The organism is Massilia puerhi (genome assembly GCF_009861485.1).
Genome location: NZ_WOFW01000001.1, coordinates 143,033 through 156,411 on the forward strand (window position 1 = coordinate 143,033; position 13,379 = coordinate 156,411).

Below are 13,379 nucleotides of genomic sequence, written 5' to 3' on the forward strand. Positions count from 1 at the left end.
ACAATATCAGGCGGGACAGTCCTCAATGATGCGTGGACAGCGCCAGCCAGGGCCTGGTGGCGGCACGACCGGCGGGCCGACGGGAATCGAGCGTGGGTCGCCGTTCGGCGCCGGCGTGTGCCGGTTGAACGGATTGATGATGATCGGCGGTATGGCGGGCGGCGCCGATGGTGGATCTTTGGGACCGCTATTGATGATGCCCAGGTGGTCCCGGATTCCATGAAAGACAGCGTGCATAGGATCCCCCGGTAACAGAGCAGGTTGTCAGTATAGGAAACCCTTCCGCGATTACAAGCAAAAAGTTGCCGTAATTCTGGCTGGCCCCGCCTGTGCACGTTTCGTCCCGCGAAATTGGCGGCCTGTCGCACGCCGGTGGCCCTGCTGCGCGCGCGGGCATACAGTTCGATCATGCAAGAGCGAAACGCTCGATCGAATCTTCACCCAACCGCGAGGACCGCCATGAAAAAATACGCCCCCTACATCATCCTGTTCCTGTTCGCCGCCCTGCTGTTCAATAGCTGGGGCAACGACATGACGGTCAACTTCGACGGCGACGAGATCGACGGCCCGCTGGGCTGGATGCTGGCCACCCTGTTCGCTGGCGGTGGCACCTTGCTCGCGATCTTCATCACGCTGATGGTGGGCGTGCTGCTGGCGGTGGTGTTCGCCGGTGTCGGCGTGATCCTGCTCGGCTCGCTGGCCATCGGCGCCGTGGTCGTGGCCCTGGCCATCTCGCCACTGCTGCTGCCGCTGGTGATTCCGGTGGCCCTGGTGTGGTACTTCATGAGCCGTTCGCGCAAGGTCAATCTCGAGAAGAGCGCGACTGCCTGAGCTTGACCATGATTTGCCAAGCAGGCCGGGCCCATCCCGGCCTTTTTTGTGCTCACCGATCGCTCGGGCAATCTTGTTTGTTCTGAACTTCCGCAAATCGTGGACAACCCACTTGCCGTTAAATAGTCTCACCAAAAACTCCCCAAATTGGGTACACTAGTTGAAGGCGATATTTATCGAGCTTCCTGCATTCCAGCGTTTGCGCGATGAGTATCTTGATGACGCATCGTTCAAGAACCTGCAAAACGAACTGATGAAGAACCCCAATGCCGGCGATGTGATCAAGGGAACGGGCGGTCTGCGAAAAATCAGATACACCGATGAACGACGCGGAAAAGGAAAGCGTGGCGGCCTGCGGATCATCTATTTCTGGAAGGTGGCGTATGACCAGTTCTGGCTCTTCACCGTCTATGACAAGGATGAAGCTGACGACCTGAGCGCAGACCAATGCAAGGTGCTCAAGCAACGCCTCGAGCTGGAAATCAAGGCAAGGAGTGGCAACGAATGACTAAACGAGATATTTTTTCTGAACTGATGGAAGGCTTCGACGCCCTGGAGGATGCGCGCCAAGGCAAGCTGACGCTCAGGACCTCGGAAGTGGAACTGAAGGCGCCACCAGAAATGACGCCCGACATGGTGCGGGCGGTGCGTGAAAAGCTTAAGGTGTCGCAGCCCGTGTTCGCGCGCCGCTTGCGTACCCAGCCGCAGACGATCAAGAACTGGGAACAAGGGATTGCCAAGCCGAACGCCCAGGCTGCCATCCTGCTCAGCCTGATCGACCGCAATCCGAAGCTGCTCGACGAGATCGCGGCCCTCTGAATCATCGCCCACGGTGTGGGCACATGCATTACGCCTGCTTGCGCGCCACGTACTGCTCGTACCCGCGCGCGCGCAAGGCGCATGCCGGGCAAGTGCCGCAGCCATGGCCCCAGGGATGCGCGTCCCCGCGCTCGCCCAGGTAACAGGTATGGGTATCGAAGCGCACCAGGTCGACCAGCGCATCGCCACCCTCCTGCTGCGCCAGTTCCCAGGTCTGCGCCTTGTCGATCCACATCAGCGGGGTCTCGACCTTCAGGCGCGTCGCCATGCCCAGGTTCAGGGCCACCTGCAGCGCCTTCATGGTGTCGTCGCGGCAGTCCGGGTAACCCGAGAAGTCGGTTTCGCACATGCCGCCCACCAGCACGTTCAGGCCGCGCCGGTACGCCACGGTCGCCGCCACGGTCATGAACATCAGGTTGCGCCCCGGAACGAAAGTGTTGGGCAAGCCATTTTCTTGCATGGCGATCGCAACATTGCTGGTCAAAGCCGTGTCAGAGATCTTCGCGATCAGGGACAGGTCGATCATATGGTCCTGGCCCAGGCGCGCATCCCAATCGGGATTGAGCGCGCGCAGTTTCGACAGCAGGGTTGGGCGTACCTCCAGTTCGACCGCGTGGCGCTGGCCATAATCGAAGCCGATCGTCTCGACCCGCGCGTAGCGCTGCAAGGCCCAGGCCAGGCAGGTGGTGGAGTCCTGGCCGCCGCTGAACAGGACGAGTGCGGTGTCGGAAGAGAGTGTGGTCATGGTGTGAAGAGAGAATAACGGAAACAAGCGGCGAATTCTGGCATAAATCCCGGCGCCGTGTGCCGCGACGGTCCCCGAGGCGCACGCGCAACATTTCGCGTCCGACATCGACTTTGCCAATCAGTTAAGATGCAAACGAGTATTTTTAGTGGAGTTCCATGTTGTTACACCGACCGATTCCTCGCTTGCGGCCCCTTCCCCACCTATTGCGCCAAGTAGCAATGGGTGTTGGGACATTGCTGTTTGCCACGGTTGTTTACGCGCAAACCACGCAAGGTGTCGACTACACGGTGCGCATCGATGCCCCGCGCGCGCTCGAAGAACTGCTCGAAGATAACCTCGACCTGATGCGCTGGCGCGGCAATGCGCGGGTCGATATCGAACAATTGCAGCGCCTGGTGAAAGAAGCGCCCGAGCAGGCGCGCACCCTGATCGCCACCGAAGGCTATTACTCGCCCAAGGTGTCGGCCGGCCTGGACACCAGCGGCGCGCGCCCGGTGGCGCGCGTGATCGTCGATCCGGGCCAGCCGGTGCTGGTCGGCGACGTCGACCTGGTGCTGCAGGGCTTCGCCCCGTTCGAGGAAGGCGGCGCCCCGTTCGACGCCGCCGCCCTGCGCAACCGCTGGACCCTGCCGGTGGGCAGCCAGTTCCGCCAGGGCGACTGGGAAGGCGCCAAGCGCGGCCTGTTGCGCGATATCGCCCAGACCCGCTTCCCGCGCGCGCGCCTGGTCGAGACCAGCGCCACGGTCGACCCGGATTCGCGCCGCGCCCTGCTGCGGGTGGTGATCGACTCCGGCCCCGAGATGCGCTTCGGCGAGCTGCGCATCCGCGGCCTGAAACGCTATCCGCGCGAAGTCATCACCAACCTCAACAAGATCAACCCGGGCGACGAATACAGCGAAGCGGCCCTGCAGGCGCTGCAATCGCGGGTGCAGGACACCGGCTACTTCAATAGCGTCGAGGTCAGCACCGATATGCGTGCGGTGCTCAATGCCGAGATCGCCGATATCAAGGACGACGCCGACGATCCGGACGCCAATCCGGCCACGCCGCAGCCGCCGACCGGCCCCACCGTGCTGCCGGTGGTGGTGCGCGTCAGCGAAAACAAGCAAAAGAACGTCGAAGCCGGCCTTGGCTTCTCGACCGATACCGGCGCCCGCGCCCAGCTCGGCTACGACGACCTGAACGTGTTCGGCAAACGCTTCAAGAGCGACCTGATCTACGAACAGAAGCGCCAGACCGCCAAGGGCGAACTGTTCTGGCCGACCACCGCCAAGGGCTATAACGACAGCGTCAGCGCCGGCATCGAGCGCGAAGACCTGCGCGGCGAGATCACCACCCTGGCCAGCGTGGCCGCGCGCCGCGCCTGGGGCACGCCGCTGCTCGAACGCAGCCTGACGTTCGAGGTGCTGACCGAGAAACGCGAAGTCGAAGGCCTCGAGCCGACCCGCACCAAGAGCCTGCCGCTCACCTACAGCATCACGCGGCGCAAGCTCGATAGCCTGATCCAGCCGACCAACGGCTATGTGCTCAACGCCCAGTTCGGCGGCGCCGTGCTGCCGATCCTGACCGATGAAAAATTCCTGCGCCTGTACTTGCGCGGCCTGTACTACAAGCCGGTCGGCACCGCCGGCAGCCTGATCCTGCGCGGCGAAACCGGCGCCGTGGCCTCGAAAGAAAAGCTGGGCGTGCCGAGCACCTTCCTGTTCCGCGCCGGCGGCGACCAGTCGGTGCGCGGCTACGGTTACCAGGAACTGGGCGTGCAAGAAAATGGCGCCACCGTCGGCGGGCGCTATCTGGCCACCGCCAGCGCCGAATACCAGTACTGGTTCAAGCCGCCCTGGGGCGTGGCCGTGTTCTATGACGTCGGCAACGCCGCCGACAAGTTCGGCGACCTCAATCCCAAGTCGGGCTACGGCGTCGGCGCGCGCTGGCGCAGCCCGGTCGGTCCGATCAATGTCGACCTGGCCTATGGCCACGCGGTGCGCAAGGCGCGCCTGCACTTCTCACTCGGATTCACGTTCTGATGGATACACCTGACACCCATCCAGCGCCAGACCAGGCGCCGGCCTCCAGGCCACGCCGCTGGCCGCGCCGCGTCGCGATCGGCGTGGTCGTCACTGGCGTCATCGTCGGCGGCACCTTGTGGTACCTGGGCCGCGAGACCACCCTGCAAATGATCGTCCAGCGGGTCGCCAACGCCACCGGCGGCAAACTGACCGTCACCGGCGTTACCGGCTCGCTGTATGGCGCGATGCACATCGAGCGCCTGGTGTGGCGCACCGACGAGCAGGTCATCACGGCCGTCAAGATCGACGTCGACTGGTCGCCGTCGCAGATCCTGTCGGGCGGCATCCTGGTCGACAAGCTGTGGGCCGCCAGCGTGCGCATGCAGACCCTGAAAGAGACCGACGAACCGTCGGTGCTGCCGACAACGCTCGCGCCGCCGTTCCGGGTCGAGGTCGACGACGCCCGTCTGGCGAGAATGACGATGGTGAACATCGCCGGCGCCGAGACGGCGATCGACAATATCCGCGTGCGCGCCAAGGGCGACAAGCGCAGCTGGGTGGTGCAGGATGCCGCCGCCAGCACGCCGTGGGGCCAGGTGGCGGCCAACGCCACGGTCGGCGCGCAACGCCCGTTCAAGATCGACGCCTCGGGCAGCCTCACGCAGTCGCAAGCCAGCGCCGGCGCGCGCGCGGCCCAGTTGCAGCTGAAGGTCAGCGGCGACATCGAGAACGCGACCCAGATCGACGCCACCGGCCAGGCCGGACGCGCCATCGGCGACGCCCATTTCACGCTCGCGCCCTACGCCGAGATTCCGCTGCGCGCGATGCGCATCAACGGCCGCAACCTCGATCCGGGCTTCTTCAACCCGGCCCTGCCGACCGCCGACCTGACCTTCGCCGTGGCCGGCAAGCTCGACGCCAACCGGAATATCAGCGGCAGCGTCGACATCACCAATACCGGCCCCGAAGGCACGATCGACCAGCAGCGCCTGCCGCTGCGCGCGGCGCGCGGCCAGTTGGGCGGCAACCTCAATGCGCTGCAGGTGTCCGACGTGCTGCTGGACTTCGGCGCGGCTGGAAAATTCACCGGCACCGGCGGCGTCAAGCGCGAGCAGGACCAGGAAGGCCTGGGCACCGCGCGTTTCGCGCTGCAGACCGAACGCTTCAACCTGCGCGAAGTCCATTCCGCGATGAAGCCGACCGCGATCAAGGGGTCGATCGCGGTCACGAATGAAGCGACGCGCCAGACGCTCGAAGCGAACCTGGCCGACGCCGGCCTGCGCCTGGCGGCCCTGGCCACGCTCGAGAACAATGTGGCGACCTTGACCGAGGCGCGCCTGAGCGCGGGCCGCAGCAGCGTCACCGCCAGCGGCAGCATGAACCTCGAAGGCGACCAGGCATTCAAGGCCACGGCCAACGCCAGCCGCTTCAACCCGGCCGACTTCGGCGACCTGCCGGTGGCCGACATCAACGCCACGGTCAATGCCGCCGGCGCCCTGGCGCCCGAGTGGAAGGTCGACGCCGACTTCGCCGTGCGCCAGAGCCGGCTGATGAACCAGCCCCTCAGCGGCAAGGGCAAGCTCAGCGCCGACGCCAAGCGCATCAGCGGCGTCGACGCCGACCTGGCGCTGGGCCAGAACAAGGTCGACCTGAAAGGCGCCTTCGGCGGCGCCGGCGACCGCCTCAACTGGCGCCTGGATGGCCGCCAGCTGGCGGCGGTGCGCAGCGACCTGTATGGCGCCGTCACCGCCAATGGCGTGGTGACCGGCACGATGCAGGCGCCGCGCACCACCTTCGTGGTCAACGCAGAAAACCTGGGCTGGGTCGCGGCCCAGCGCAAGAACGGCAGCGGCGTGCTGCGCGCCAGCGGCGAAGCCTGGCTCGGCGGACCCGAAGACGCGCGCGTGGTCGAAGTCAAGGCCAGCGGCGGCACCCAGCGCTTCAATCCGGCCGCCTTCGGTTCGCCCCTGGCCGGCAATATCAATTCGACCTTCAGCGGCAGCGGCCGCGCCGGCGCCGACTGGCGCGCCGCGCTGGACCTGAAAGTGGGCGACGAGTCGACCCTGGCCAATTCGCCATTGCGCGGCCACGCGCGCCTGAACGCCGACCGCCGCCATGTATCGAACGCCGACGTCGACCTGCGCATCGGCCCGAATCTGATCGCCGCCAATGGCGCCTTCGGCCTGGCGCGCAATACGCTCAACTGGAAGATCGACGCGCCGCAACTGGGCGCGCTCGGCCCCGAGTTCGGCGGCGTGCTGCGCGGCTCGGGCGTCTTGTCCGGCACCATGGACACGCCGTCGCTCAGCGCCACCATCGAAGGCCAGAATATCAAGGCCCTCGGCACCCACAATGTGCGCTCGCTGCGCGCCAGCGCCAACCTCGGTTCCGGGCGCGGCGCGGCCGATCCGCTGGTGAGCAATATCGAGGTGCTCGACTACGTCAGCGGCGAGACCCGCGTCGCATCGGTGCGCCTGCAGAGCGAAGGCACGCGCGGCGCGCATACGGTCAAGCTATCCGCCCTGGGCGACTCGTTCGACGCCAATACTGAAATCCGCGGCGGCTTCAACCGCGACACCTGGAGCGGCACCCTGGCCGCGCTGCAAAACCGTGGCCGCTACGCGATGCAGCTGCAAAAGCCGGTGCCGGTCACGATCGCCGGCGCGCCGGGATCGGGCCTGGGCGGCCTGGCCAGTCCGGAGCGGATCGCCTTCAATGGCGCCGTGATCGCCCTGCCCAACGGCAGCATCACGGTCGACACGCTGACCAAGGACGGCCCGCGCTGGAGCAGCCGCGGCCACGCCGACAAGGTGCCGCTGACTTACCTGGCGCAGTTCTCCCCTGGCCTGGCCGACATGGCGCGCGGCGACCTGACGCTGGGTGCGGCCTGGGCCGTGGACATGCGGGCGCCGCTCGCCACCGGCGCCGCGCCTTCGCTGGCCGGCAATGTGCGCGTGTTCCGCGAAGCGGGCGACGCCATCGTCGGCGGCGACACGCCGGTGCCGCTCGGCCTGCGCAAGCTGGAAGCATCGGCCGAAGTGGTCGGCAGCGGCCTGCGCGTGAACCTGGACTTCGATGGCGCCCGTACCGGCGTGGCCAAGGTCGAGGCCAATGCCCAGATGCTGAACGGCCGCCTCGAACGCGACAGCCCGCTGCGCATGACGGCCAACGCCGACATCCCGTCGATCGCCTGGCTGGCCTCGCTGGCCGGCCAGCCGGGGCTGGAACTGGACGGCGCGCTGCGCCTGGCCATGACCGGCACCGGCACCATCGGCCGCCCTAGCCTCAACGGCAACCTCGATGGCGACAAGCTGGCGGTGCGCTGGGCCGAACAGGGCGTGCGCCTGCAAAACGGCGAACTGCGCGCCCAGCTCGGCGGCGACCAGCTGCGGGTCGAGCGCCTGACCTTCCAGGGCCGCCAGGGCAGCGCCGCAGCCAGCGGCTTCGTGCGCTTTGCCGACGGCGCCCCGACGATGGACGTGCGCCTGAACATGGACAAGCTCGAGGCCCTGTCCCGCCCGGACCGCACCGTGATCCTGAGCGGCCAGGCCTCGCTGGTGCGTGACGCCAGCCGCTTCGCGCTGGAAGGCAAGTTCCGCGCCGACCGCGCGCTGATCGAATTCGCGCCGCAGGGCACGCCGACCATTTCCGACGACGTCATCGTGCTCGGCCGCGGCACCGCGACCAGGACCCCGGTCACCAAGGAGAAGGAAGTGCCGCTCACGGTCGACCTCGCGGCCGACATGGGCGACGACTTCCACATCCGCGCGATGGGCATCGACGCCTACCTGGTCGGCAGCGCCCGGGTGCGCATGACCGGCGCCGGCCAGCCGCGCATCAACGGCACCATCCGCGCCATCAACGGCACCTACGCCGCCTATGGCCAGAACCTGTCGATCGAACGCGCGGCGCTGACCTTCAGCGGCCCGTACGACAACCCCTCGCTCGACATCCTGGCGGTGCGCAAGCGCCCCGAGGGCGAGCAGCTGTCCGAGTCGAATGTCGAAGCCGGGGTGCAGGTGCGCGGCACCGCCCAGTCGCCGACGGCGCGCCTGGTGTCGACCCCGAACGTGTCCGACAGCGACAAGCTGTCCTGGCTGGTGCTGGGCCACAGCATGGAAGCGGCCAGCGGCGACCAGAAAGGCGTGCTGACCGCGGCCGCGGGCGCCCTGCTGGGCGGCAGCGGCGGCACCGGCGGCATCAAGTCCAAGATCGCCAATTCGCTGGGCGTGGACGACCTGGGCCTGAAGCAGAACAACAACGGCGGCGATTCGTCGGGCCTGGAAAGCACCGTCGTCACGGTCGGCAAGCGCATCTCCTCGCGCGCCTACCTGAGCTTCGAGCAGGGCACCAGCACCGCCTCGAGCCTGGTGCGCCTGCGCTACAAGCTCACGCCGCGCATCGCGCTGCAGTTCCAGACCGGGACCAATAGCGCGCTCGACGTGCTGTACTCATGGGCCTTCGACTAAGGGCCGGGCTGCTGGCACTACTGGCGCTGGCTGTCGGTCCGGCCGCGGCGCAGGAACGCGGCGGCCTGCTCGAGGCGCGGCACGGCGTCGGGTGGGAGGCCGGCGGCCTGTACCAGGGTCGCCTGCCGGACGGCACGCCGTTCCAGGTCGCGCTGGCCTATCCCGTTCCCGACGGCCTGCCGGGCGAAGCGCGCACGCTCATGGACAATAGCTACTGGTTCCTGCGCGACTACCATGGCAAGGCACGCACGCTGGCCGTCCTGGACGCGGCGCCGGGCACTGTGCATCTTGCCCCGCTGCTCGACTCCGGAGCCCAGGGGCCGGAACGGTTCGCCATCGTGCTCGATGCCGACCGGCGTGGCGGCAAGGGCAGCTGGACGCCGGCTGAAAGCGAACCATCGCTGCCCTTCTCCCTCACCCGTATCGTGCGCTACCGGGCCGTGGCGCTCACGCGCCCTTCGCCCGAAGCACAGGCCGAGGGCTCGGACCAGCCATTCGTGTTCGCCGCCCTGTTCCCGGTATTCAAGGACAGTGCGCTGAACGAATGGGTACGCGCCATGGCCGGTCGCTGCGACGCCGACCTCGAATGCACCAACCGGGTATCGGTGCGTTGGCATTCGAAAGACCAGCTGTCGCTCGACGCCAGCGCCTGGACCTATAGCTACGGCGCCGCCCACCACCAGTACCGCTCCGGGATGCGCCACTATGCGCTCAAGGATGGCGCGGCGATCCATTCGCGCTTCACCGCCTTCGTCGCCCCGTCCACAGCGTGCCGCCAGCAAGTCTCGGCGGCACTGGTGGCCAAGCTGGGCGCCCAAGGCCTGTCGTGGGCCGAGCAAGGCGCGCTGGACGTGTTCAAGGAACCGAAATTCATCCCGACCCCGGCCGGCATCGAATTCCACTGGGATCCGTATGAAGTGGGCAGCTTTGCCCAGGGCATTCCAAGCGTGTTCGTCACGCGCGCCGAACTGGGAAGCTGCGTGGAAAACCTGCCGCATGTCGATGCCGCGCCGCGCAATCCGGCGTAGCCCGGTAGAATCCATCCATGCCGCGCAAAACTCCCATCTTTCCCGGCCCGCGCACCGCGCGCGGCGCCGTGCTCGCTGTCCTGCTGTCCAACGCCGACCAGGCCGGTTCCGAACCGCTGCGCGGCCGCGTGACGCTGGCCGCCATCGTGCGCGCGCTCAAGCGTAAGTACCACTGGCCGATCGAGACCACCAGCTTTCCGTCCAACGATATCGATGGCCGCGCCACCTGGGCCACGGTCTACAGCCTGCCGCAGGACGTCATCGAGGCGGCACTGGACGCCAAAGGCCGCGACTGGCTGCGAAGCACCTATCCATGAAAATCACGCATTGATACACGGCCTGTTTGATGTTCCTGTATCATCAATCGATGGCCCGTGACAATATCAATGACATCCTCGTTTTCCTCGCCGTTGCCCGCGAGCGCAGCTTCACGCGCGCCGCGGCGAAACTCGGGATGACCCAATCGGCGCTGAGCCACATCGTGCGCTCGCTCGAAGCGCGCCTGGGCGTGCGCCTGCTCACGCGCACCACGCGCAGCGTGTCGCCAACCGAGGCCGGCGAGCGCCTGCTGCAGAACGTGGGGCCGCGGCTGGACGAAATCGAGGCCGAGATCACGGCCGTGAGCGACCTGGGCGACAAGCCGGCCGGCACCATCCGCATCACCGCGATCGACCACGTGATCGACACCGTGCTGTGGCCGCGCATCGCGCCGCTGCTGCCGCAATACCCCGACCTGCATGTCGAGATCAGTTCCGACTATCGCCTGATCGACATCGCCGCCGAACGCTACGACATCGGCGTGCGCCATGGCGACCAGTTGGAAAAGGACATGATCGGCGTGCGCCTGACGGGCGAGGTACCGATGCGGATCGTCGGCGCCCCCGCCTATTTCGCGCGCCACCCGGCGCCGGCCTCGCTGCAGGAACTGATGAAGCACAACTGCATCACGCTGCGCCTGCCCAGCAGCGGCGGCCTGTATGCATGGGAACTGGCGCACGATGGCCAGGCCTTCGATGCGCGCGTGCGCGGACAGTCGGTGTTTACCAACGTCTACCACATGCTCGACGCCGCATTGCACGGCGTCGGGGTGGCTTTCCTGCCCGAGAGCATGGTCGGCCCGCATCTGCGCGCGGGGCAGCTGGTCAGCGTGATGCAGGACTGGTGCACGGCGTTCGAGCCGCTGCACGCCTTCTATCCCAGCCGCCGCCACTCCTCGCGCGCGCTGATGCTGGTGATCGACGCCATCCGCTTCAAGGGCTGAAGCGGACGGCGCCGCCGCTTACGCCAGCGCCGGCATTTTCGCCAGCATCTTGTCGAGCGTGACCGGATAGTCGCGGATGCGCACGCCGGTGGCGTTGTAGATCGCATTGGCCACCGCCGCGCCGACGCCGCACAGACCGAGTTCACCGACACCCTTGGCCTTCATCGGCGAGGTGGTCGGATCGTTCTCGTCGATGAAGATCACGTCCTGGTGCGGGATGTCGGCATGCACCGGCACCTCGTAGCTGGCCAGGTCGTGGTTGACGAAGAAGCCGTGGCGCTTGTCGACCGCCAGGTGCTCCATCAGGGCGCCGCCGACACCCATCGTCATCGCGCCGATCACCTGGCTGCGCGCCGATTTCGGGTTCAGGATGCGGCCCGCCGCGCACACAGACAGCATGCGCCGCACCCGCACTTCGGCGGTGGCGACATCCACCGCGACCTCGACGAAGTGGGCGCCGAAGGTCGACTGCTGGACCTTCTTTTCCAGGTCGCCGTATTCCATCGTGTCCTCGGCCACGATGGCGCCGCCCCTGGCCACCTCGGTCAATGCGACCGAACGGCCGCCCGCGCGTACCGCGCCATCGATGAACTCCGCCTGCGCCGAGTCCAGTCCCGCCTTCTGCGCGATCTGCTCGCGCAGCTTGACGCAGGCCGCGTACACGCCGGCGGTGGAACTGTTGGCGCCCCACTGGCCGCCCGAACCGGCCGAGACCGGATAATCCGAGTCGCCCAGACGCACATCGATGCGCTCGACCGGCAATCCAAGCATCTCGGCCGCGGTCTGGGCGATGATGGTGTAGCTGCCGGTGCCGATATCGGTCATGTCGGTTTCGACCGTCACCTTGCCGTCGAGCTCCAGGCGCACGCGCGCCGCGGACTTCATGTTCATATTGTTGCGGAAGGCCGAGGCCACGCCCATGCCGATCAGCCACTGGCCGTCGCGCACCTGGCCCGGTTGCGCCTTGCGCTTGTCCCAGCCGAAGCGTTCCGCGCCCTGGCGCAGGCACTGCACGTAGCGCCGCTGCGAGAACTTGCGGCCGGCTTTTTCCGGGTCGACCGTGGTGTCGTTGACGACGCGGAAGGTGACCGGGTCCATCCTGAGCTTCTCGGCCATCTCGTCCATCGCCACCTCGAGCGCCATCATGCCCGGCGCCTCGCCCGGCGCGCGCATCGCATTCCCCTCCGGCAGGTCGAGCGTCGCCAGTTGCAGGCGCGTGAAGCGGTTGCCGCCGGCGTACAGCAGGCGGGTCTGCTGGACCGCGGTTTCCGGTCCGCCCCCTGGCAGGTCGCCCGACCAGCTTTCGTGGGCGATCGCATTGATGCGGCCTTCGCGCGTGGCGCCGATGCGGATGCGCTGGATCGTGGCCGGACGGTGGGTGGTGTTATTGATCATCAGCGCGCGCTGCAGCGCGACCTTGACCGGGCGTTTCGCCGCGCGCGCGCCAAGCGCCGCCAGCACCGCCTCGGCGCGCAGGAACAGCTTGCCGCCGAAGCCGCCGCCGATATACGGCGAGACCAGGCGCACGTTCTTTGGCGCGATGCCAAGGGTCTTGGCCAGGTCTTGCTTGCCCCAGTCGATCATCTGGTTCGAGGTCCAGACCGTGACCCGGTCCCCATCCCAGGACGCGATCGAGGCATGCGGCTCCATCATCGCGTGCGACTGGTCGGGCGTGGTGTAGGTGGCGTCGAGCTTGACCGGCGCCGCGGCAAAGGCGCCGTCGAAGTCGCCGACCTTCGATTCGGCGTCGCCCGTCTTGGGCGTGACCGCCGCATTCATGGCCGCCGCCAGGTCGTAGACGCCGTTGGTTTTCGCATACTCGACCTTGACGAGGGACGCGGCGGCGCGCGCCTGCTCGAAGGTCTCGGCCACGACCACGCCGACCGCCTGGTGATAGTGCTGCACTTCCGGGCCGGCCAGCAGGTGGGCGGTATTGAAGTTGCCCTTGCCCAGCTTGCCGGCGTTCTCGTGGGTGACGATGGCGAGCACGCCCGGCGCACGGCGCGCGCTAGCGCTGTCGATCGACACGATGCGGCCCTTGGCGATGCCCGCGCCGATGACATGGCCGTAGGCGGCGTTCGGCGCCGCGGCATGCTGTTCGTAGGCATATGGCGCCATGCCGGTGGTCTTGAGCGGGCCGTCGATGCGGTCGAGCGGCTTGCCGACGACCTTCATCTGGTCGATCGGATTGGTGGTTTCTGGTTTGGTGAATTTCAT

10 protein-coding genes are annotated in these 13,379 nt (G+C 67.1%); 8 read left to right on the top strand and 2 right to left on the bottom strand.

Annotated elements, in window-relative coordinates; all coding sequences use genetic code 11:
• Positions 1–459: 459 nt before the first annotated feature.
• The 3 genes from GNT67_RS00635 (at position 460) to GNT67_RS00645 (ending at position 1,650) form a co-directional block, all read left to right on the top strand.
• Positions 460–831, top strand: coding sequence for a hypothetical protein (locus tag GNT67_RS00635; protein ID WP_159627616.1), 372 nt, complete (start codon positions 460–462; stop codon positions 829–831).
• A gap of 160 nt (positions 832–991) precedes the next feature.
• Positions 992–1,339 (top strand): toxin, encoded by a 348-nt coding sequence (locus tag GNT67_RS00640; RefSeq protein WP_159627618.1) that lies wholly within the window; start codon positions 992–994, stop codon positions 1,337–1,339.
• Positions 1,336–1,650 carry a helix-turn-helix domain-containing protein gene (locus GNT67_RS00645; protein WP_159627620.1) on the top strand — a complete coding sequence of 105 codons (315 nt, stop codon included), beginning with the start codon at positions 1,336–1,338 and terminating at the stop codon, positions 1,648–1,650. Before GNT67_RS00640 ends, GNT67_RS00645 begins: the two co-directional genes overlap by 4 nt.
• A gap of 28 nt (positions 1,651–1,678) precedes the next feature.
• Here GNT67_RS00645 and queC read toward each other — a convergent pair whose 3' ends face one another.
• Positions 1,679–2,395 (bottom strand): 7-cyano-7-deazaguanine synthase QueC, encoded by a 717-nt coding sequence (gene queC / locus GNT67_RS00650; protein ID WP_159627622.1) that lies wholly within the window; start codon positions 2,393–2,395, stop codon positions 1,679–1,681.
• Positions 2,396–2,616: 221 nt separating this feature from the next.
• Here queC and GNT67_RS00655 point away from each other — a divergent pair, with 221 nt between their 5' ends.
• Genes GNT67_RS00655 through GNT67_RS00675 form a run of 5 tightly spaced genes read left to right on the top strand, consistent with a single transcriptional unit; the run spans position 2,617 to position 11,162 of the window.
• Complete coding sequence (locus tag GNT67_RS00655; protein ID WP_229407870.1) at positions 2,617–4,422, top strand: autotransporter assembly complex protein TamA; 1,806 nt, start codon at positions 2,617–2,619, stop codon at positions 4,420–4,422.
• Positions 4,422–8,873 carry a translocation/assembly module TamB domain-containing protein gene (locus tag GNT67_RS00660; RefSeq protein WP_159627626.1) on the top strand — a complete coding sequence of 1,484 codons (4,452 nt, stop codon included), beginning with the start codon at positions 4,422–4,424 and terminating at the stop codon, positions 8,871–8,873. The genes GNT67_RS00655 and GNT67_RS00660 overlap by 1 nt, the downstream gene beginning before the upstream one ends.
• The gene (locus GNT67_RS00665) at positions 8,858–9,901 is read left to right on the top strand and encodes an RsiV family protein (protein WP_159627628.1); all 1,044 of its coding nucleotides are present in this window, start codon (positions 8,858–8,860) and stop codon (positions 9,899–9,901) included. Before GNT67_RS00660 ends, GNT67_RS00665 begins: the two co-directional genes overlap by 16 nt.
• A gap of 17 nt (positions 9,902–9,918) precedes the next feature.
• Positions 9,919–10,218 carry a hypothetical protein gene (locus GNT67_RS00670; protein WP_159627630.1) on the top strand — a complete coding sequence of 100 codons (300 nt, stop codon included), beginning with the start codon at positions 9,919–9,921 and terminating at the stop codon, positions 10,216–10,218.
• Between the two features lie 50 nt (positions 10,219–10,268).
• Positions 10,269–11,162: a LysR family transcriptional regulator gene (locus GNT67_RS00675; RefSeq protein ID WP_159628433.1), complete on the top strand. Its 894-nt coding sequence runs from the start codon at positions 10,269–10,271 to the stop codon at positions 11,160–11,162.
• 18 nt (positions 11,163–11,180) lie between these two features.
• On the opposite strand, the gene paoC is transcribed toward GNT67_RS00675, so the two are convergent.
• Entirely contained in the window at positions 11,181–13,379 is a 2,199-nt protein-coding gene (paoC, locus tag GNT67_RS00680; RefSeq protein WP_159627632.1) for an aldehyde oxidoreductase molybdenum-binding subunit PaoC, read from the bottom strand.

Bases quoted from the DNA above. Each gene is read 5' to 3' on its own strand.
- GNT67_RS00635 (WP_159627616.1), top strand. From the start codon at position 460: ATGAAAAAATACGCCCCCTACATCATCCTGTTCCTGTTCGCCGCCCTG.
- GNT67_RS00670 (WP_159627630.1), top strand. From the start codon at position 9,919: ATGCCGCGCAAAACTCCCATCTTTCCCGGCCCGCGCACCGCGCGCGGC.
- GNT67_RS00665 (WP_159627628.1), top strand. From the start codon at position 8,858: ATGGGCCTTCGACTAAGGGCCGGGCTGCTGGCACTACTGGCGCTGGCT.
- GNT67_RS00660 (WP_159627626.1), top strand. From the start codon at position 4,422: ATGGATACACCTGACACCCATCCAGCGCCAGACCAGGCGCCGGCCTCC.
- paoC (WP_159627632.1), bottom strand. From the start codon at position 13,379: ATGAAATTCACCAAACCAGAAACCACCAATCCGATCGACCAGATGAAG.
- GNT67_RS00675 (WP_159628433.1), top strand. From the start codon at position 10,269: ATGGCCCGTGACAATATCAATGACATCCTCGTTTTCCTCGCCGTTGCC.
- queC (WP_159627622.1), bottom strand. From the start codon at position 2,395: ATGACCACACTCTCTTCCGACACCGCACTCGTCCTGTTCAGCGGCGGC.
- GNT67_RS00655 (WP_229407870.1), top strand. From the start codon at position 2,617: ATGGGTGTTGGGACATTGCTGTTTGCCACGGTTGTTTACGCGCAAACC.
- GNT67_RS00645 (WP_159627620.1), top strand. From the start codon at position 1,336: ATGACTAAACGAGATATTTTTTCTGAACTGATGGAAGGCTTCGACGCC.